Source organism: Haladaptatus sp. DYSN1, from assembly GCF_029489995.1.
Taxonomy (GTDB): Archaea; Halobacteriota; Halobacteria; order Halobacteriales; family Halococcaceae; genus QDMS2.
The window spans coordinates 2,892,466-2,911,095 of sequence record NZ_CP120470.1; the positions used below are offsets into that span (position 1 = coordinate 2,892,466).

Below are 18,630 nucleotides of genomic sequence, written 5' to 3' on the forward strand. Positions count from 1 at the left end.
AATAGGCTCTCTGAAAAACACCCTAAATGATGATTGATGGCGTCGAAGTGAAAGACCTCCAAGTCAATACCGATGAACGAGGCCACCTTGTAGAGATTTTCAGAAAGGACTGGGACATATATGAGCCAGCCCCAGCCCAATCATATTACTCCATTAGCTATCCAGGCGTAATCCGCGCCTGGCATCGTCACAACCGTGGTCAAGTCGACCACTTCGTATGCCCCAAGGGCCGTGTCAAGGTAGGTATCTATGACGATCGAGAGGACTCACAAACTGCAGGTGAGTTAAACACGTTCATCATCGGAGAACACAACCAACAGGTCATTCGCATCCCTGGAGATTGCTGGCATGGTTTCAAGGTAATTGGAAACGAGCAATCAATGCTCATCAATTTCCCGACCAACCTCTACGACTATGAAGACCCAGACGAAGAACGACTTCCGTATGATACGGATGAAATTCCGTTAGACTGGGACGAAGAGCCGCACGCATGAAAGGAATCGTTCTTGCAGGAGGAACAGGTTCACGTCTTCGACCCATCACTCACACCGGGCCAAAGCAGCTCGTCCCAGTCGCAAACAAAGCAGTGCTCCAGTACTGCATCGAGGACTTGCGTGAAGCAGGCATCACAGAAATCGGCGTGATTCTCGGTGAAATAGGCAGAGAGGAGATTCAAGCGTTTCTCGGCGACGGTTCGAATCTCGACGTTGAAATCACCTATATTATTCAGGGTTCGCCACTCGGACTCGCTCACGCTGCCGGCTGTGCAGAAGAATTTGTTGGCGATGATGACTTCGTGATGTACCTCGGAGATAACATCCTCAAGCAGGGTATCGAAGAATTCGTCAAGAGTTTCGAATCTGGGAACTTCGACGCTGGAATCGCGCTCCAGCACGTCGACAATCCGCACCAATTTGGTATCGCATCCGTTGACGAAAATGGGACAGTCAAAGAGCTTGTTGAGAAGCCAGACGAACCACCAAGTGATCTCGCACTCATTGGCATCTACGTTTTCTCTCCGAAGGTATTCGACGCAATTGCACGGTTAGAGCCATCCTGGAGAGGAGAACTCGAAATTACAGACGCGATTCAATCGCTCATCGACGATGGGTGTTCGATTGACTCTCACGTCGTCGAAGGTTGGTGGAAAGACACCGGGAGACCAGAAGACATCCTCGACGCAAATCGGCTCGTCCTCGAAAGCAAGCCTGGTTCGCGGGAGGGGACAGTAGAATCGAATGCAGATGTGACAGGCCACGTTGACCTTGCTGAAACCGCCTCAATCAAAGCAGGAGCGGTTGTCCGCGGTCCCGTGAGCATCGACGCGAACACGGTTATCAGCGCTGGTACCTACATTGGACCGTACACATCGATTGGCAGGGACTGCACAATCACCAGAACCCATGTTGAGAACAGCGTCGTCATTGGAAAGTCTGAGATTACGTCTGGTGGTCGGATTGTTGATAGCCTCATTGGACGTGGTGCACAGGTTGGAAGTGCAGACGACGACCTTCCCGAAGGCCGCCGTCTCGTAATTGGCGAGAATTCAAAACTCAAATTGTAAAATGCGAATTGAAACGCTCAGCTGTCCCGATTGTAGAACTATCGTTGCTGCCAACGTGCTCGAGTCACACCGAGTGCTGAAATGCCCCGGTCTGGATTGCAAACACGTACTCCGGTTCGAAGACTTGCCAGAAAGTGCGCAAGAGCACTACGAAACTAACCGCACCGAATATCGGATAGGATAGTTCAGAAAATCTCGCGTAAATCTTCATCCAGTGTGGGTTGCTTCCGTCCAAGCGTAGCTTCGAGGTCGGACACATCGAGACAACTGTACCGAGGCCGAGCAGCAGGTCGGTTAAGTTCATTCATCGACTCTTCGGTGAAAATATTTGGAGCCCTTCCCTGTACTTCGGCAATCAATGTGCCAAAGTAGAAGGGAGTAACACAGGATCGACTTGCAATGTGTACGAGCCCGCTTGCCCCAGCTTCAATGAGTTCGAACACACTGTGTGCAGCTTGTCCTGCGCGTGTTGGCGTGACGTGTTGGTCGGTAAATAATGGCGTTTCTTCACCGTTTTCTAATTGCCTAGAAATCCATGCTGGAAACCCTTCGACATCACTTGTTGCACCATGTCGACCATAGACGAACGAGAGGCGAGCAACTATCGCAGACTCGTTGTTTTTGAGGACAGCTAGTTCCCCTGCCAGCTTCGTCTCGCCATACACCTGAAGCGGGTCCGTTTGAGCTTCGGGTTTGTACGGGGTCGAAGCCATCCCTTCAAAGACATAATCAGTTGAGAAATGAACAAATGAGATGTCTCGTTGCTTTGTTTCGAGACTGATTTTCTTTGGAGCGGCTGCATTAGCTGCGTGAGCTTTTTCGGGGAGGGTTTCACACCCATCGACATCGGTCATCGCAGCACAGTTGAACACAACATCTGGGTTCTTGGAGTCAAGAATTTCTTCAATCGAATTGTCCTCCGTAACATCTAATTGGAGACACTCGCACTCCAATTCGGGCTTTGTTCTATGATAAGTAGCGGTGACCTCGTGACCCGATTCAAGTCCATAAGAAACGATATTGCTCCCGAGCAGCCCATTTGCTCCAGTGACGAGCAGATGCATGCCGGAAACTGGATAGCGTAATCTAAATGGCTACCGGTAAGAAGATAGAAATATGCGAATACTCGTCACGGGGGGCGCGGGATTCATTGGCTCCAATTATATCCACTATGTTCTCGAAAATTCTGATGCTGAAGTAACCGTCTTAGACGCACTCACTTACGCCGGAAGCCGAGAGAATTTGAACGGTGTAGAGACAGATCGGCTCGAGTTCGTAGAAGGAGATATCACAGATGCACAACTCGTGTCAGAACTAATTGAACCGGCAGACGTGGTAGTGAATTTCGCTGCTGAATCACACGTCGATCGATCGATTAACGGTGCATCTCCATTCGTAACAACAAACGTCCAGGGTACACAGACGCTATTAGATTCAGCTGTCGAACACGGTGTTGAGGAATTTATCCAGATTTCAACTGATGAGGTGTATGGTCAGATCGTCGAAGGAGAGTTCACGGAGGACGATGCACTCAACCCGCGTAATCCATACTCAGCGACGAAAGCAGGGGCAGACATGCTCGCGCGTAGCTACTACACAACCCACGACGTTCCAGTGAAAATCACTCGTTCATCGAACAATTACGGGCCACGACAACACGAAGAGAAACTCATTCCGAAGCTTATTCGCAGAGCCAATGAAGGCAAGTCACTCCCAATTTATGGTGACGGTTCGAATGTCCGAGAATGGACCTACGTTGAAGACAATTGTGCCGCGATTGAAGTGATTCGCAAGGAAGGTTCAGTTGGAGAGATTTATAATATCGGGAGCGGTTTCGAGCGGACAAACATTGAGGTTGCAAAAGCAGTGATTGGTGGAGTTGGAGCCAGCGAAGAGCTGATTGAATTTGTTGAGGATCGGCCCGGACACGACCAACGATATGCTCTTGATGCTAGCAAACTGCACAAGCTTGGCTGGGAACCAAAGTGGTCATTCAAAGAAGGATTGAAACAGACGATTGAGTGGCACTCTCACTGAGTGAAATCGATAATGAATCGGAAGGCCGATTCTCCAAGGTTGCGCACTTGAATACAAGTCTTATTAGCAAGGTATACAGTCCGATCAATATTTTGTCTGAAAAACTATTAGGTATTGAAGCGATAGAATTGAGATACTAATGCAAGCAGTTGTTCTCGCGGCGGGGAAAGGGACTCGGTTGCGACCTCTCACTGAAGACAAACCAAAAGGGATGGTCGAAGTCGACGGAAAACCAATCCTCACCCATTGTCTCGAACAGCTCGTCGAACTAGATGCAGACGAGTTTGTCATCGTGGTTGGGTACCTCAAAGAGAAGATTATCAGTCACTACGGCGATGAGTTCCAAGGCGTCCCCATTACATACGCCCATCAGCGCGAACAGAAAGGTCTCGCTCACGCCCTTCTCACTGTCGAGGAACACATCGACGACGACTTCATGCTCATCCTCGGCGACAACATCTTTCAGGCGAATCTCGGGGACGTGGTGAAACGCCAGTCAGAGGACCGAGCAGATGCGGCGTTCCTCGTCGAGGAAGTTCCTTACGAGGAGGCGAGCAGGTACGGAGTCTGCGTAACAAATCCCTACGGCGAGATAACTGAGGTCGTCGAGAAGCCCGAAGACCCGCCGTCCAATCTCGTGATGACCGGCTTCTACACGTTTACGCCGGCCATCTTCCACGCCTGTAAGTTAGTTCAGCCGTCGAATCGCGGTGAATTCGAGATCAGTGAAGCAATCGACCTGCTGATTCAGAGTAACCGGACGATCGACGCACTCCCGCTTGATGGCTGGCGCATGGACATTGGCTATCCAGAAGATCGCGATGAAGCTGAGGAACGACTTCAGGAAACTGGCTCTCAGGAGTCTACCAGTCCAACGCAATAGAATTCTCACAACTTCAAATGACAGAAATTACCAATGAATGATTCGTTTTCTCGAGTGGTTCAGCGTCTGTCAACTGTAAAATGCTCAGTGGCGCTCACTGCAGGCTAAGCATCGCTCGCCTGTGAGCGCCTTCTCGGCGAAAATTCGTTTGCAAGAGCAGCGTGGTTCCACCAAACACCGTGCATCCAGCACATTCGCGAGGAATAACTATTTGTGCCATGGTCACATTCGCCAGCATGTACCGCTATGAAACCGTGCCACAGTTGTCAGTCGGTCATCGACGAGTACTACTTGGACAAACAACTCGAACCCCTCCGTGACCTCACCGTAGACGATTTCAACATCTGTGCGGACTGTGTGGTCATCGTGGCTGATGCGTGCGTAGCGTGCGGCGGTGGTGTGTACGTCCCGCGAGCCGAAGCGAGCACCCCCGACTATTGTCCGGCGTGTCGAGCAGAGCTCATCGCCGACACCGGCCACGACCCAGGTTGGCATTGCGATACCGTGTCACTCTGAGTGACACAGCGCTTTTTGGAAAATAGACTGACGGCAAAATTCGAGTTACTGCGACGTCGGCAATTCGTGCCTGTCAGTTCGGCTGAGCCCGTCTCTGATTGCCTCTTCGACTGAGTGTTGGCTGTTCCCAGCCACGTACCTCGGAAGTCCGGGCTGTATCGACGTCGAAGCGCGCAACGAGCGTCTTGGTTCGGGGGTTTCGAGCAAGCGACGAGACGGTTTTTACCTAAGAGGGCCTCAGCGTGCTGTTGAACGAGGTTTGCAATCTCAGCAACTGAGGAGGGTTCGTTCCCAATGAGCTCGACCGTTGAGACTCCCGTCTCGTTGGCTTTGAGTATCTCTAGGAGTCACTCCGCACGCAGAATAGACGCTCGCGCCAGTCTGTCACGTGTACAAAATTTCGAGCCTGCGTCCCCGGCGTGTGCACTGTCACAGCCGCTCCAGCAAGCGCCTTCTCGACGAAGATTCGTTTTCAAGAACAGCGTAGTCAGCCTACCAGCCGTCAGTGGATTCGATCCAATCGAGAGCGGACGCAGTCCAGGTAACGGAGCGCACCGGTATTGTCAGAACCTCCACCTCAGCACAAGGGTGTGCAAATAATTGAATCTCCGATAGGATTATTACAGCTTGCCAGCAAGTAATGCGTATGACTGGCGACGCGCCCGGAGCAACCGCGTGGAAAAAGCATACCAGCGCGTTCGACCGTGTCCGCTCGGTAGCCGTTACACTCGACCAACCTCGCACTGCGGACTGGATAGCAGACCAAGCGCTCGTCGCCGGGAATACTGCTCGCGGTCACCTCGCACGGCTCGTCGAGATGAACGCCCTCCAATCCATTTCGAGGGGGCAGGCAACGGTGTATCGGCCTGATCCACTCTACACGCGAATGCGAGTGCTCAGGGACTTGCTTGATGGGCGTGACCGCGATGACCTGGTTGCATTACGTGCTGATCTGCAGGAACAAGTAGAGACGTGGCGTGAGCAGTATGGTGTCTCGTCGTCGAGTGAGCTATGGGAGCAGGCCGCACAGACGGGCTCGGCTGCGGAAACTCGAGCGTATCGGGAAGTTGCGAGTGATTGGGAGCTTGTTTGCTACCGTCTCAGTCTGGTTGAGGATGCTATCGAACACTACTCGGAATACTCCGGGCCAGCACCTGCACCTGCGTAGTTGTGTTCGTCTCTGATAGCGGGTATAATGCTGGCGAAGCGTCGCATGCGGTGTTACTTGAGTTACGGCGAACCGCGGAGCGACATCCTGGCGTAAATGAGGCACAAGGGTACCCACCCGGGCTGTTTACTCGGGTGCGAGCTGACTGTACCCCGACAGTGTTTGGTGGATCAACGAGCACGGGGACAGTAACGATTCGGTGGTTTGCGGGCGAAACACGTGAAGCCCGACCGGAATTTGCGATACATTATAGCGACGAATCTGGGTTTGACTGCGGATGGCACCATGAGCCGAATCCACATGTCGATAGCTGGGCACACTACCAGGAGCGGGAGTCGCCAAGTGAGGAGTACAAGTACGAGGGAATATCGTTCGGGAGCATCCAGCCTGTGCGAGTGCTGTGGGAGAGTCTGGAACGCCTTGAGGAGGTTCTTCGATGTCGGAGCGAGTGAGTGCTCGACGAACTGACGTGGTCTGCCAAGTCGTGATGAGGCGGGTCGCGTTCCACTGATACAGGGGCTACGTGACATCCTCCCCGCCGTAAACGGCGGGATTCTCTCACTGTTTAAAGATAAGTCATACTCTCGCGGATAAACTCTTATCCTTCCCGTTTCCCTCTATGAGGAGAACACATGGGTTTCTTCAAACGGGCCGGACGGACGGTCGAGGAGTTCAAGCAAACCGCCACGCAGGCAGCCGAGGAGGACGCAGACTACGAGTGTCGGGCGTGTGGCGCGCGATTCCACACCGATCACGACCAGTGCCCGGAGTGTGGGGCACAACAAGTCGAAGCGAGGTAACGGACACCCGTCTCGACTGCTTTGCGGCCTTCGAAGTCGGGGTCGCCTGACTAGAGGTCGGTATTACCTCCATTACGAACGAGGACACCGCATTTAGTGACCGAGAATTCGAAGGCTTCGTACTGGGCACGTTTCAGCGAGCGATTCGTGTCCTCCAGTCGGTCGAGGAGGTGTTTCGACATCGGGAGACAGCGAAGCCTGTGGGTGACCCCTTTGGGGCCAATACATTCGAGAATAGTAAAATCACGATTTAGATAATCGGTAGCATTATTCTACGAAAGCAGAAAGAGCGAATATGGCCGCCTGTGCCCCACAGAAGCAATCTGGGTCGTGATGGTCCAATCCGAGGGACACCGTCCTCGACGAATTGGACAACCCTCCTGTCGGCAAAACCCGCATACGGAGACCGTTTGTGGAATCTACCCCACGAAACCAGTTCAGAATCGACTTTGCCGACATCATCACGATGAACACGGTCACACGGCTCCGCGCCGATCTGGAGAAAGAAACCGACTCCTGAATCCAGGTCCATCTCGGGTTTGAGCAGCTCTATCGAACGATTTCGAATTTCGACGACCATCCCTGACGCGCCGTGAAACACCCAACGCCCCACCAACACTAACCACACCTCTCTAGAATCAGAGACTGAATCTCCACAATCGGGTTGCTTCCCCGGAAGAACGCGTCTATTGTGTATGTGAATCTGAGTGTGGAGGGGACAGGTGTGAGTTTCGCGAAGCGAATTGAAATTACGAATCGTGCGCTCTGTGCCGTCTATCCCCTGAAAAGCAGGATTGCTCGAATCAAGGGTTCAGTGAGAACAGGTGGCCATCAGTGCCACCGAACTCCTCAAATCGAAAACCGCCAGATGCAAACCGATTGTGGACTTTGGGTGGTCGGGAAACACCTCAAATTCGGTCTGAAAGGCCGTGTTTCAGGTGGATTTCCACACTCAGGTTCGTGGGTGTAACCCACCTCAAGCACCGAAATACGCCAGTTTCAGAAATAAACTACTCTCAAAATGCTACGCAGTCCCCACTCTCCACACTCAGATTCGAATCTCCACAACCACGTCTCTTCCGGGGATTTCACCCGAGTGTGGAGATACAAGCCCAACCTACGACCGATATTTTAGGCACATTTTATACCACTAGTACAAATTAATTATTTGCCGGAAAACCTTATACAATACCACTACACACGACCAGTCATGGCAGCCAGTGAAACGTGGACCGACCCATATGTATGCCCGTTCTGTAGAGCGCAACTCGCCTCGCCCGGCGAGGGATTCATCACCCACATCGAGCAGACACCCGATTGTGAGACCGCCTTCGAGACGTGGCGCGACTGCATCAACGAGGACATCACGGGCGGGTGGGCTGGCTAGGCACTACCGGTCACGCAAAAGCAATCCTCGGGAACGACAGCTTATGCCTCGCCGACCGAGACGTTCTGCAGTTCGACGCCGACGTCGTCGATGGTGACGTCGATCGCGCAGATGCGGTAGGTCGTTCCGTCGACGGTCACGAGGAAGCCGTCGGTCGAGACGTGTGACTCCTGAATCGTGTAGGTTGCGTCGTCTACGGACTCACTCGGCAGGCCCGTGCCACGGACGTGGGTATCGCGAATCGTGACGGTGAGATCTTGAATTACGATGTCGTGGCTGCCGAGTTCGACGACCGAAGCGTCTGTGGTGCTGTCTTCAGGGCTGTTCGACTGGGCGGCGACGCCAGTCGTCCCCGCGACGAGGACGCTCGCAACGACCAACATGCCGAACAGTGCGGCTTTGGATACATTCATTGTCCTGAGTCTCCGCAACAGGCCCTCTCTCGGCGGCTATAATAACCTTCGACGTTCGTTACCGACCGTTTCAGGAGGGTCTGCGCTCCCTGCGCACAGCGGCGTCTGACACTGCCGCCTGATGGTGATTTCAGCGCGATAAAGCCAGGATTGAACGCTGGCTGAATCGTTTTTAGGTAGGGAACATCACGCTTGACTGAAGAATCACCCGGCATCGACTCCCACCATCTGCGAACAATCCACAACAAGAATCATTACAGACCCGTCCATCGATTAACACATGGTACTACTGGTTCCCTTCGACGGGTCTGCGCTCGCAGAGACTGCGTTGCGCCGTGCGGCCCAGTTCGCCCAGGTGCTCGACCGCGACCTCGTCGCGCTGGTCGTCCTCCCCGACGACGAAGCGTACGCCCAGGAACGCGGCTGGACGAACGGCGACGGGTTCGACAAATCGCAGTTCACCGCGCAACTCAAAGCGCGAGTCGCAGACATCGCGCCGGAGGCGACGTTCCGCGTCGAGCACGCGAGCGACCCCGACGACGAACCCTACTCGTCGGTGACGATGAACATCGTCCGCACCGTCCGAAAGGTGGCCACGGAGGTCGATGCGGACATCATCTTCATCGGCAGCGAGAACGCAGGCCGGGTGTCACAGCCGCTTTCGAGCGTCGGTGCGCCGGTTTCCGCGGACCCACACTACGACGTCCACATCGTCAGGCACGCCGACTGACGGGGCTAACAGGCAACTGACTGGGTCATCAGGCAAGCGAGATGTCGAGATAGAGCATCACGATGACGCCGACGATAGTCCCGAGCGTTGCGATTCGTTCGTTGCCGCCCGTGTGTGTCTCCGGGACGATTTCGTCGCTGATGACGAATAGCATCGCGCCCGCGGCAAAGCCCATCGCGTAGGGGAGCAGTTCGGCGACGGTCTGGACGGCGTAGGCTCCGAGTACGGCGAGTGGAATCTCGACCACTCCGGAGCGTACGCCCGCGAACGCCGCGTAGAATCGCCTGTCGAGACCTGCGTTGATGGCCGCGACGGAGACGGCGAGGCCCTCGGGGATGTTCTGAATGCCGATGGCGAGCATCAGTGGGATGGCAGTGTCTACGTTCCCGCTCCCGAAGCTGACGCCGACGGCGAGGCCCTCGGGCATGTTGTGGAGCGTAATCGCGAGGATGAACAGCACGACACCCGTCAGTCGCTCGTCCGTGACGGGGAGCTGGTCCGAGGGGTGGGCCGCATCCGGGCGAGAGCGACCGGAGAGCAGGTAGTGTGCATGCGGGACGAATACGTCGGCGCGGTCTAAAAACAGCGCGCCAAGCGCCAAGCCGACAAGCACCGGGATGGGATTGCCGCCCGAGTACTGCTCGATGCCGGGGAGAATGAGGCTCGTGAAACTCGCCGCGAGCATCACGCCCGCGGCGAAACCGAGTGCGCCGTCGAGCGCCCGCTCAGAAGGGTTGCGCCAGACGAGCACGAGCGATGCGCCAAAGAGGTTGAGCGTGGCGATGACGAGGCCGCCGACGAGACCGTGGACGACGGGGTTTGTCCCGAAAAGGCGGATAAATTCGTCAGCGAGCGCCATGGCCACTCCTAGTCATACGGGAGCATTGTGAACCAGCGATTAAATCGTTGTGAAACAACCAACCGTCCCCGCATTGTGACGGCACCTCCCGTGCCACGAGCGTGCGCCAAGGGCTATCCCCTCGGCCGCTGTATCATTCGACAGATGACGGCCCTGCGCTCTCGCCTCCAGCTTCCTGTCTCGATGGGGTGGCGACACGTGCTGTTCGTAAACTGGCCGGTAGGGCCTGAACTCGTCGCGGCCCATCTCCCTGACTCGCTCTCAGTGGACACGTTCGACGGACAGGCGTGGCTCTCTGCGGTTCCGTTTACGAACGTCGCGGTGCGCCCGGCGGGCATGCCGCACTTCGCAGGATTTCGACTCCCAGAGCTCAATTTGCGCACCTACGTCACCCACGACGGCGAACCGGGCGTCTACTTTTTCAGCCTCGACGCACAGGGCGTCCTCGGCGTTGTCGGGGCGCGCCTGTTTCATCACCTCCCCTACTATTACGCCCGGATTTCCCTCTCAGCGAAAAACGACCGCGTCGAGTTTTCGAGTCGGCGCGTCCATCCGGGTGCGCGTCCAGTACGTTTCCACGCGACATACGGCCCGAGAGGCGAGCAGTTCCACGCTGTTCCGGGTTCACTTGAAGCATTCCTGACCGAACGCTATCGCTACTACACGGAAGCCATCGACGGAACGCTCCGGTATGCGGCGGTGAGTCACGAACGCTGGCCGCTCACGGAAGCAGCCGTCGAATGGAGTGCGAACAGTCTGTTTCGAGCGAACGGGTTTGCCTCCCCGACGAGCGACCCGGTGTATCTCTACAGTCCAGGCGTGGAGACGGTTGCCTCGGGAAGCAAGCACGCCGATGAATCGTAACGAGGAGCCGCGTCAGAGTGCCCAGAACGCTTTGGCGTAGTCGGCATCGAGGTTGTACCAGTCAAACATGAAATAACGCGCTTTGCTGTCGATTGAGATGTGAAAGGCGAGTTCACCCCGTTCGGTCTCGCCTGCGTCGAGACTCCCCACTTCGAATCCATTGCTGAGCGACTCCCACGCCCAGAGGTCTGCGGTGTACACCAATCCCGTCTCACGTTTCAGTCGCATGTTCCAGAACGACGAGATGGGAATCGAGTCAGTTCGGTCGTTCGTGATTTCGAGGGTTGGAAGCACGAACTCGTGGCCCTCGGTTGCCGTGATACCGTCTCCGAGTTCGGTTGCAGTACGAACCTCTGTGACAGTCACGCGCACGTCATTGTTGGACACCGGTTCGCCCAGGGGATGAACCGTCTCCAGGGACTGTTCGAGATCAGTGACGGATGCTACCGTTGATTCGAGGTCGATTGTAACATTTGAAAGCGCTACCTCCGAACGGTTGGTGAAATCGAGAGAATAGGTGAGGCCCGCCGCGTCCATTGGAACCTCGTACACGACGTCGCCCCGAGAAACCTCGCCCGGGAGAAGATCGTGATTTTTCGGGAGGGCGTTCGTCGTCGTCGAGTCGGTCAGATAGTACTCGTTGCCGTTACTGTCGGCGATGTATGGCTCTTTACTCGGGAGCCAGTGGACGACCTCGTCGCCGATATTTTTTGCGGCAAGCCGAATGACGACGAACGTGTTGCCACGGTCTGCCCGAGTGGAGTCGGTGAGTGCCTTCGTCTTCGTTACGGCTCTCACTACGAAACTGAACGAGGGCGTTTCGACGAGGTCGCCAACGGCGATTGTCAGTGGCGTCTCGGTTTCAGTCTTCTCGGCAGTCCGTCCAGCACCACCGACACACCCGGCAAACAGTGACGCTGCTCCGGTGCTCAGAAACTGTCTTCGAGTGAACTGGTGGAACGTCATAGCGACACCTACAACACTAGTTGGTAAAATACTAGACACACACGAAAATTGATGTGTCGGAGAGAATCCGACTGTAGTGTCTGGTCAGTGTGCGGCTTCCGACAACAAGTCGCGCACGCTCTCTTCGGTCGAGTGCTGGACTTCCCAGCCGAGCACATCGTGGGCTTGGGTGGTATCCACGGTGAACGATTCGACGAGCGTCTCGCTGCGCGGGTTTTCGAGCAGTTTGATGTCGAGGTCTGTCCCGAGCAACTCGGCAGCCTCCGCCTGGACCAGTTCGGCGACGTCGAGGACGCTCGGGTCCTCGTCGCTCGCGATTTCGTACTTCTCGACGCCCGTCTCGCCGCGCTCGCGCAGTTCGACGAGGCGCTCTGCGCTGCGGAGGTAGGCGTTCGCTACGTCCTTTACGTGGACGTAATTTCGCGCCTGCGTCCCCGGCTTGTACACCGTCAGGTCCTCGCCGTCGAGCGCGCGATTGACGAAGAAGTTGATGACCGTGTTCTTCGAGATGGTCTTCCCGGCGATGTCGTGTTCGCCGTAGACGTTCGAAATCATGAACAGGTGAGCGGGGAACGCGTCTTCCGCGAGCGTCTCGATCGCGCGCTCGCCGAGGAGTTTCGTCCGTCCGTACCAGTTGAGCGGGGCGCGTGGCTGGTCGACCGTGATGGGAAACGCCTGTGGGTCGCCGAGGACGGCCATGCTGAACGGGAAGACGAGCGCCGCGCCCGTCTTCTTACAGAACCACGCGACGTTGTTCGTGCCGTGAACGTTCACCTCGAAGGCCAAGTCCGAATTCTGGTCGCAGTCTTTGACCCCCGAAACCGCCGCGAGGTGGATGACCACGTCTGCGCCCTCGAGTTTCTCCTCGAGCCGGTCGCGGTGGCGAATGTCGAGGTGTTCGACGCGCACGTCGCCGATCTCCCGAACCTGTCCGAGGTAGAAGTTGTCGAGCGCGACGATGTCCCAGTCTGGGTGTTCTTCCTGTAGTTTGTAGACGACGCGACTGCCGATGTAGCCCGCGGCACCCGTGATGGCAACGCGCGGCGATTCCGTGGTCATGATTGTCTGAATTTGTCTGCGAGTTCGCGGACGCCCTCGCGGAGCGTCCACTCGGTCTCGAATCCCGTGCCCGCGAGCCGGTCGAAGTTGACGTGGTACGACGGGCCAGGGTGTTTGTCCTCTAAATAGGTGATGTTCACTTCGCCGACCTCCTCGCTCACGACCTCTGCGACCTCCGCGATACGGAAGTTCTGGTCGTTCGACCCGACGTTGTAGACGAACTGGTCCCAGTCGTCGGGGTTGAGCGCAGCGTGGAGGTAGGCGCGGGCGGCGTCTTTGACGTGGATAAAGGGTCGCCAGTTGCTCCCGTCGCCGTAGACGGTGAGCGGTCGGCGCGTGAGCGCGCGGAAGACGAAGTGATTGACGACGAGGTTGAACCGGACGCCGGGCGCGTAGCCGTAGTTCGTGCTCATCCGGAGGGCCGTGCCCTGAAGGTCTGACTGCTCGATGGTTCGCTTCAGCAGTTCCTCTGCGGCCTGTTTGGACTCGGCGTAGGGATTAAGCGGGTCGGTCTTCGTCTCCTCGTCTAAGTCCATGCTCGTCGCCCGTCCGTAGTTGTTACACGAGGAGGCGAACACGACGTTCTCGACGGCGAGTTTGCGCGCCGCAGTGAGGACGTTCTTCGTCCCCTCTAAGTTCACGTCGAAGGTCTCCGCGCGGCGGTCGTGGGTGCTGTCTGCGCCCGTGATGGCGGCGAGGTGAATCACCGTCTCCACGTCTCGCATGGCGCTCTCGACGTCGCCGTATTCGCGGACGTCGCCACGCCGGAAGTCGATGGACTCGTCTAGCCGTGCGCCCATGAGGTTGCGAGGCGACCCGAGCGAGTAGTTGTCGAGGATGACGATTTCCTCGACGTCGTCGTGTTGCTGTAACAGCGGGATGAGGGCGCTGCCGATGTAGCCACAACCGCCCGTGACGAGCACGTTCATGGCTCAGTCCTCTAAGACGCTCGGGAGGAAGCGGTCCTGGTAGGCTTTGACCGTGTCCTCGTAGCGGGTGAGCGAAGTGAAGATGTCGCGCGTGCCGCTCTCGAAGTCCTGGGCCTGCTCGCCGATGAGGGCCATGTAGTTCGCGTTCTGAATCTCCATCTGGTGGGTCTCGTCTTCGTCGCGCGGGTTCTCGAAGTGCTCGACTGCGGCGTCGTGGCCGAAGTCCTGGGCGACGTCGGAGATGGTGTTTGCCATCTCGACGATGCTGATTGCGCGCGTGACCTGGTTGTAGACGGAAAGGTCGTCGGGGCGCTCGTCGACGTCGGTGAGCGCGAGCTGTGCGAGACCTTCGACGGCGTCCTCTAAGCTGATGAACGGCTTTCGCTGTTCGCCCTTGCCGTAGACCGTGAGCGGGTAGCCGGCAACTGCCTGGGCGGCGAAGCGGTGGGCGACGACGCCGAAGTAGTAGTCGAAGTCGAAGCGCGTCTTGAGACGGCCGTCTTCGCGGGTTTCGTCGGTTTCAGTGCCGTAGACGATGGCCGTGCGCACGTCGGACACCGGGATGCCGAACTGCTTGTTCGCGAGGCGCAGGTTGGCCGCGTCGTGGGCCTTCGTGAGGTGGTACCAGCTGCCTGCCATCGCCGGATACGGCACCTCGTCGCGCTCGCCTTCGTTCTCCATCGTCGCGAACCCTTCGGGGATGGGGAACTTCGGTGCGCCGTAGACGCCCGTCGTCGTCGTCTCGATGAAGTGAGTATCCGTGAGGTCGTTTTCTTTCAGGCCCCAGACGAGGTTCCGGGTCGCCTGCATGTTGTTGTGCTGGGTGTAGTTCGCCCGCTCGCCGTTGATCTGTGAGTACGGCGCAGAGGGCTGGGCCGCCGTGTGGACGACGACGCGCGGTTCGTGGACCGACAGGAGTTGGTCGACGAACGACTTCTCGGTGAGGTCCCCCTCGACAAACGAGAGGTTCGAGATACCGAGCGACTCTTCGGCCGCGGCAAGGCGCTGGTCGATACCCATGATGGGCACGGCGCTCGTCGCGCCGACCTCTTCGACCCAGCCGCGCCGGGCGAAGTTATCGACGAGAATGACGCGTTCGTCGGTGCGGTCTGCGATGCGGAGTGCCGTTGGCCAGCCGAGATAGCCGTCGCCGCCAGTGATGAGAATGGACATGTGTTACTCTACTTCTGAGTAACTATACATGTCAATAAATACTTTCCCGTTCTAAGAGTGGTCAACGGTAACATGCCACACTGCCGTCAGCTTCCCGTCAGACAATCATAAGATTAGAAACAATTATGGTGTCAGAAAGTGCGTATCATGCATGAACCCCGGTGCGCTGACGGAGACGGACGTACTGGCGTTCGGGCGGGCGCTCTCGCGGCTCAAACAGTCGGGAAGTACGGTCCTCGTGACCGGGAGCGTCCCCCGAGCTGCCTTTACTGCCGTCTCCCGGCAGATGCTTGGGGATGCTGACCTATCGCGGCGGCGATTGTTCGTTCTGACGGACGCCACCGCAGAGAGCGTCGGGGAGCGGCTACCGGTCACCGCAGACCCGGGGCAGACACGAATCATCGAACACTGCACGTTCCTGCGAGGGGCAACCGCGACGGCGAGCACCGCTGGCGTGCGCCACCAGTACGTCTACAGTGACGACCTCGCCGACCTCATTTCGGCCACCTTCGACGCGATCGGCGACCTCGAAGTGGGTGCTGAACCGGCAGAACTGCGCGTGTGCATCGACTCGCTCACTCCGCTCGTCGAGTACCACGGTCGGAAAGCGACTTTCGCCGCACTGCACGCCCTGTGCTGGCGAGTCCGTCACGCGCGGGCGCTCGGTCACGCCTACCTCCAGACGGACGACCCGACGGAGGTGGAACTCTACACCGAGCTGTTCGACGCACATATCGAACTTCGCGAGCAGGCCGGAACCTTTCAACAACGGTGGCATCTTCGAGACGAGAACGTGACAACTGATTGGCTAACGCTCGGCACGACGGGCGAGGGGTAACGAGGCGTCCCGTGATTTATAAGCTAGTAGATACATTTTTACCTTTATACAACAGTATGATAGCAACGACTGTCAGGAGTGTGGGACTATCCGGCAATCGGACAGGTGAGCGCACGTGTACATAACGTATCGGAAAACGGATGGCGGGACGGGCCTGGAGATTTCAGACACCATCGAGCGGCGGCGCTATTCGTTGTTGACGGATACGCCGGTCACGCCGCGCCCGACGGATGCAGAGCAGTTCCTGTTCCCGGTCGACGAAGCCGTTTCGATTACGACCACACAGGTCACCCTGCCGACCGTCATTCCGGTGTACGTCCGCGATGCAGCCGGGCAGATGCTCGCGGAAGCCGAACACTTCGCAGATGAGAACCTCCCTGCGGGCGACTACAGCCTCGAGCTATGCGCGCCAATGAAGATCTACCTGCGTACGACCGGTCCGCTCACCATCACCGGCGACGCCCAGCAACTCCACATCTCCTTCGACCAGCCGACCGAAATACTGGTCGGCGCACGCTCACACCACAAACACCCGGCAGCGACCATCACCACCACCGAAGACCCGTTCGACATGATGGCCGCCATCTCCGCGTTCGGCTCTGCGCTCAAGACGACGAGCGCGGAACGTTCGTATCCCACGCTCCGCGGACACCCACCACTCGTCGAACTCGGCGACGAGCTCAACATTCCGGAGGGGCTCGTCCGCCCGGACACTGGTATCTCCATCGAGATTCCGCCCGAGCCCGGCTACATCTTCGTGGCCGCGCCGCTTGCGTACTACCTCGGTGCTGAACTCGTCCCCGCCGTCGAGGCGCGCATCGTCACCGACACCGAGTTCGAGTATCCACTCGGGAGCACGCTCTTGGACTTCGAGAACACGGTGGAGGCGCTCCTCCAGCACGTGTTCTTCTTAGACTGCATCACGCGCACGGAAGGGTTCTACAAACTGAACCTCCACGAACGTCACGAAGTGGAGTCGGTCGTCGATATCGACTTCGCCGCGTTGTACGACCAACCACTCGCCGCACAGCTCGAAGCGTACCTCTCGATTCCGTTTGAGACGCTCGACCCGTTCTTGCCCGAGTGGAAACTCACCTCGCACGTCTCGCTCTCGGCAACGAGCATCGAGACGCTCCCGTTCCTGGTCGACGACCTCGCAATCGTCCGCACGCCACAGGCAGAGCGTATCGAACAGGACGCGGCACAGATGGCGCTCGTAGACGAGTTCCTGCGCGACGGCAACTTCCTGCGCAGTGGGGCCGCCGCCTCCGCCGCACCGTCGTCGTACGTGAAGCCACAGGCCGTTCGCTCGCTCGAACAGGCCTGGATTGGTGAGGGTGCACCCCTCGGCGCGAGCAAGACCACCACGCAGGCGTTCCACAACCGCCTTGCGCGAGAATTGTCGGACGGCGACATCGACATCACCGTCGTCTGCAACGACCCGCAGATGGACGAGGAGCGCGACATCGTCGACCGCGTCTACGGCTCTCGCTCAGAGTTGTTGTTCGACGTCGAAATCAAGCACAACCTCACGACCGAGGAACTGGCAGCCGTGCTCCAGACGCCGACGGAGTTCCTTCACTACATTGGCCACATCGACTCGGAGGGGTTCGAGTGCGTGGACGGCAAACTCGACGTGACCACTCTCGACGAAGTGGGCGTCGACGCCTTCTTCCTCAACGCCTGTTCGTCCTACGACCAAGGAATGGCGCTCATCGCGAAGGGGGCCATCGGCGGCATCGTCACGCTCTCCGACGTCATCAACAGCGGCGCGGTGAAGATCGGCGGGACGGTCGCCCGACTGCTCAACGGCGGATTCCCGCTCGCCTCAGCACTCGAAGTCGCAAAGGGCGAGAGCATCGTCGGCGGCCAGTACGCGGTCGTGGGTGACGGAAGTCTCGCAGTTGCGCAGGCTGAGAGCGGAATTCCACTCCTCTGGGATCTCGAACGGATTGACGACGAGACCTACACGGTCACGATGAAGACATTCCCGACCACGGACCGCGGGATGGGTAGTCTCGTCGTCCCGTACATTCAGGAGAACGGTCAGTACTTCCTTGGCTCAGGGCGAATCGACCCGTTCGAGGTCCACCGGTCTGAGCTCTTGCAACTGTTCTTGCTCGAGGATTTCCCGGTTAGAATAGACGGTCAGCTTCGTTGGTCCAGCGACATCACACACAGCGAACTGTAACGTTATTTTTCAGGGGCCAGCAACGGAGCCTGCCACACCGGCTGCCGCGCTCCCGAATTGGGAGAACAGGAGCATCAGCATGAACAGCGCGCCGGTCATCTTTGGGTTCTCTGCCAGGTATGCTTTAATTGAGCTTTCGGACATTACAACCTTCTAATGGCGCGACTAGAATATATAATTATTCTAATATATCAAGCATGAAATTAACGTAAAAAAGTCAAGATATAAACAGTACTGCCTCCGCTAACAATTG

Annotated in this window: 20 protein-coding genes; 12 read left to right on the top strand and 8 right to left on the bottom strand. The window is 57.3% G+C overall.

What is annotated here, in order from left to right; genetic code table 11:
* The first annotated feature begins 29 nt into the window (after nt 1–29).
* Nucleotides 30–494, top strand: coding sequence for a dTDP-4-dehydrorhamnose 3,5-epimerase family protein (locus P0648_RS15650; protein WP_277505882.1), 465 nt, complete (start codon nt 30–32; stop codon nt 492–494).
* Nucleotides 491–1,564 carry a glucose-1-phosphate thymidylyltransferase gene (locus tag P0648_RS15655; protein ID WP_277504686.1) on the top strand — a complete coding sequence of 358 codons (1,074 nt, stop codon included), beginning with the start codon at nt 491–493 and terminating at the stop codon, nt 1,562–1,564. The genes P0648_RS15650 and P0648_RS15655 overlap by 4 nt, the downstream gene beginning before the upstream one ends.
* A gap of 185 nt (nt 1,565–1,749) precedes the next feature.
* Here the strand turns inward: P0648_RS15655 and P0648_RS15660 are convergent, their stop codons facing one another.
* Complete coding sequence (locus P0648_RS15660; RefSeq protein ID WP_277504688.1) at nt 1,750–2,628, bottom strand: SDR family oxidoreductase; 879 nt, start codon at nt 2,626–2,628, stop codon at nt 1,750–1,752.
* Between the two features lie 52 nt (nt 2,629–2,680).
* On the opposite strand from P0648_RS15660, the gene rfbB reads away from it, so the two are divergent.
* The 6 genes from rfbB to P0648_RS15690 all read left to right on the top strand — a co-directional run bounded on the left by rfbB (nt 2,681) and on the right by P0648_RS15690 (nt 8,355).
* Nucleotides 2,681–3,601, top strand: a complete 921-nt coding sequence (gene rfbB, locus P0648_RS15665) for a dTDP-glucose 4,6-dehydratase (protein ID WP_277504689.1) — start codon at nt 2,681–2,683, stop codon at nt 3,599–3,601.
* 139 nt (nt 3,602–3,740) lie between these two features.
* Entirely contained in the window at nt 3,741–4,484 is a 744-nt protein-coding gene (gene aglF / locus P0648_RS15670) for a UTP--glucose-1-phosphate uridylyltransferase AglF (RefSeq protein WP_277504690.1), read from the top strand.
* 246 nt (nt 4,485–4,730) lie between these two features.
* Nucleotides 4,731–5,000, top strand: a complete 270-nt coding sequence (locus P0648_RS15675; protein ID WP_277504692.1) for a hypothetical protein — start codon at nt 4,731–4,733, stop codon at nt 4,998–5,000.
* Between the two features lie 646 nt (nt 5,001–5,646).
* Nucleotides 5,647–6,168, top strand: coding sequence for an ArsR family transcriptional regulator (locus P0648_RS15680; protein WP_276246362.1), 522 nt, complete (start codon nt 5,647–5,649; stop codon nt 6,166–6,168).
* A 632-nt stretch (nt 6,169–6,800) separates the two neighbouring features.
* Complete coding sequence (locus P0648_RS15685; RefSeq protein ID WP_277504695.1) at nt 6,801–6,968, top strand: hypothetical protein; 168 nt, start codon at nt 6,801–6,803, stop codon at nt 6,966–6,968.
* Between the two features lie 1,210 nt (nt 6,969–8,178).
* Nucleotides 8,179–8,355 carry a hypothetical protein gene (locus tag P0648_RS15690; RefSeq protein WP_276246360.1) on the top strand — a complete coding sequence of 59 codons (177 nt, stop codon included), beginning with the start codon at nt 8,179–8,181 and terminating at the stop codon, nt 8,353–8,355.
* A 41-nt stretch (nt 8,356–8,396) separates the two neighbouring features.
* Here P0648_RS15690 and P0648_RS15695 read toward each other — a convergent pair whose 3' ends face one another.
* Nucleotides 8,397–8,768 (bottom strand): hypothetical protein, encoded by a 372-nt coding sequence (locus tag P0648_RS15695; RefSeq protein ID WP_276246359.1) that lies wholly within the window; start codon nt 8,766–8,768, stop codon nt 8,397–8,399.
* Nucleotides 8,769–9,048: 280 nt separating this feature from the next.
* On the opposite strand from P0648_RS15695, the gene P0648_RS15700 reads away from it, so the two are divergent.
* On the top strand, nt 9,049–9,498 hold the full coding sequence (locus P0648_RS15700; RefSeq protein WP_277504698.1) for a universal stress protein: 450 nt from the start codon (nt 9,049–9,051) through the stop codon (nt 9,496–9,498).
* A 28-nt stretch (nt 9,499–9,526) separates the two neighbouring features.
* On the opposite strand, the gene P0648_RS15705 is transcribed toward P0648_RS15700, so the two are convergent.
* Entirely contained in the window at nt 9,527–10,357 is an 831-nt protein-coding gene (locus tag P0648_RS15705) for a ZIP family metal transporter (RefSeq protein WP_277504700.1), read from the bottom strand.
* 144 nt (nt 10,358–10,501) lie between these two features.
* On the opposite strand from P0648_RS15705, the gene P0648_RS15710 reads away from it, so the two are divergent.
* On the top strand, nt 10,502–11,221 hold the full coding sequence (locus P0648_RS15710; RefSeq protein ID WP_277504701.1) for a YqjF family protein: 720 nt from the start codon (nt 10,502–10,504) through the stop codon (nt 11,219–11,221).
* A 12-nt stretch (nt 11,222–11,233) separates the two neighbouring features.
* Here P0648_RS15710 and P0648_RS15715 read toward each other — a convergent pair whose 3' ends face one another.
* From P0648_RS15715 to P0648_RS15730, 4 genes are all read right to left on the bottom strand, one after another.
* Complete coding sequence (locus P0648_RS15715) at nt 11,234–12,187, bottom strand: DUF4352 domain-containing protein (RefSeq protein ID WP_277504702.1); 954 nt, start codon at nt 12,185–12,187, stop codon at nt 11,234–11,236.
* Between the two features lie 84 nt (nt 12,188–12,271).
* Nucleotides 12,272–13,246, bottom strand: coding sequence for an NAD(P)-dependent oxidoreductase (locus P0648_RS15720; protein WP_277504703.1), 975 nt, complete (start codon nt 13,244–13,246; stop codon nt 12,272–12,274).
* Entirely contained in the window at nt 13,243–14,175 is a 933-nt protein-coding gene (locus P0648_RS15725) for an NAD(P)-dependent oxidoreductase (RefSeq protein WP_277504704.1), read from the bottom strand. Before P0648_RS15725 ends, P0648_RS15720 begins: the two co-directional genes overlap by 4 nt.
* A gap of 3 nt (nt 14,176–14,178) precedes the next feature.
* Nucleotides 14,179–15,348: an NAD-dependent epimerase/dehydratase family protein gene (locus tag P0648_RS15730; RefSeq protein WP_277504705.1), complete on the bottom strand. Its 1,170-nt coding sequence runs from the start codon at nt 15,346–15,348 to the stop codon at nt 14,179–14,181.
* Nucleotides 15,349–15,499: 151 nt separating this feature from the next.
* Between P0648_RS15730 and P0648_RS15735 the strand changes: the two genes are divergently transcribed.
* Together P0648_RS15735 and P0648_RS15740 are read left to right on the top strand one after the other, a co-directional pair.
* Nucleotides 15,500–16,186, top strand: coding sequence for a hypothetical protein (locus P0648_RS15735; RefSeq protein WP_277504707.1), 687 nt, complete (start codon nt 15,500–15,502; stop codon nt 16,184–16,186).
* Nucleotides 16,187–16,301: 115 nt separating this feature from the next.
* Nucleotides 16,302–18,377: a hypothetical protein gene (locus P0648_RS15740; RefSeq protein ID WP_277504708.1), complete on the top strand. Its 2,076-nt coding sequence runs from the start codon at nt 16,302–16,304 to the stop codon at nt 18,375–18,377.
* Nucleotides 18,378–18,386: 9 nt separating this feature from the next.
* On the opposite strand, the gene P0648_RS15745 is transcribed toward P0648_RS15740, so the two are convergent.
* Nucleotides 18,387–18,521: a hypothetical protein gene (locus tag P0648_RS15745; RefSeq protein ID WP_277504710.1), complete on the bottom strand. Its 135-nt coding sequence runs from the start codon at nt 18,519–18,521 to the stop codon at nt 18,387–18,389.
* Nucleotides 18,522–18,630: the final 109 nt, after the last annotated feature.

What these genes read in the sequence shown, in the direction of transcription:
- P0648_RS15650 (WP_277505882.1), top strand. Translation starts at nt 30, where the DNA reads ATGATTGATGGCGTCGAAGTGAAAGACCTCCAAGTCAATACCGATGAA.
- P0648_RS15655 (WP_277504686.1), top strand. Translation starts at nt 491, where the DNA reads ATGAAAGGAATCGTTCTTGCAGGAGGAACAGGTTCACGTCTTCGACCC.
- P0648_RS15660 (WP_277504688.1), bottom strand. Translation starts at nt 2,628, where the DNA reads ATGCATCTGCTCGTCACTGGAGCAAATGGGCTGCTCGGGAGCAATATC.
- rfbB (WP_277504689.1), top strand. Translation starts at nt 2,681, where the DNA reads ATGCGAATACTCGTCACGGGGGGCGCGGGATTCATTGGCTCCAATTAT.
- aglF (WP_277504690.1), top strand. Translation starts at nt 3,741, where the DNA reads ATGCAAGCAGTTGTTCTCGCGGCGGGGAAAGGGACTCGGTTGCGACCT.
- P0648_RS15675 (WP_277504692.1), top strand. Translation starts at nt 4,731, where the DNA reads ATGAAACCGTGCCACAGTTGTCAGTCGGTCATCGACGAGTACTACTTG.
- P0648_RS15680 (WP_276246362.1), top strand. Translation starts at nt 5,647, where the DNA reads ATGACTGGCGACGCGCCCGGAGCAACCGCGTGGAAAAAGCATACCAGC.
- P0648_RS15685 (WP_277504695.1), top strand. Translation starts at nt 6,801, where the DNA reads ATGGGTTTCTTCAAACGGGCCGGACGGACGGTCGAGGAGTTCAAGCAA.
- P0648_RS15690 (WP_276246360.1), top strand. Translation starts at nt 8,179, where the DNA reads ATGGCAGCCAGTGAAACGTGGACCGACCCATATGTATGCCCGTTCTGT.
- P0648_RS15695 (WP_276246359.1), bottom strand. Translation starts at nt 8,768, where the DNA reads ATGAATGTATCCAAAGCCGCACTGTTCGGCATGTTGGTCGTTGCGAGC.
- P0648_RS15700 (WP_277504698.1), top strand. Translation starts at nt 9,049, where the DNA reads ATGGTACTACTGGTTCCCTTCGACGGGTCTGCGCTCGCAGAGACTGCG.
- P0648_RS15705 (WP_277504700.1), bottom strand. Translation starts at nt 10,357, where the DNA reads ATGGCGCTCGCTGACGAATTTATCCGCCTTTTCGGGACAAACCCCGTC.
- P0648_RS15710 (WP_277504701.1), top strand. Translation starts at nt 10,502, where the DNA reads ATGACGGCCCTGCGCTCTCGCCTCCAGCTTCCTGTCTCGATGGGGTGG.
- P0648_RS15715 (WP_277504702.1), bottom strand. Translation starts at nt 12,187, where the DNA reads ATGACGTTCCACCAGTTCACTCGAAGACAGTTTCTGAGCACCGGAGCA.
- P0648_RS15720 (WP_277504703.1), bottom strand. Translation starts at nt 13,246, where the DNA reads ATGACCACGGAATCGCCGCGCGTTGCCATCACGGGTGCCGCGGGCTAC.
- P0648_RS15725 (WP_277504704.1), bottom strand. Translation starts at nt 14,175, where the DNA reads ATGAACGTGCTCGTCACGGGCGGTTGTGGCTACATCGGCAGCGCCCTC.
- P0648_RS15730 (WP_277504705.1), bottom strand. Translation starts at nt 15,348, where the DNA reads ATGTCCATTCTCATCACTGGCGGCGACGGCTATCTCGGCTGGCCAACG.
- P0648_RS15735 (WP_277504707.1), top strand. Translation starts at nt 15,500, where the DNA reads ATGAACCCCGGTGCGCTGACGGAGACGGACGTACTGGCGTTCGGGCGG.
- P0648_RS15745 (WP_277504710.1), bottom strand. Translation starts at nt 18,521, where the DNA reads ATGTCCGAAAGCTCAATTAAAGCATACCTGGCAGAGAACCCAAAGATG.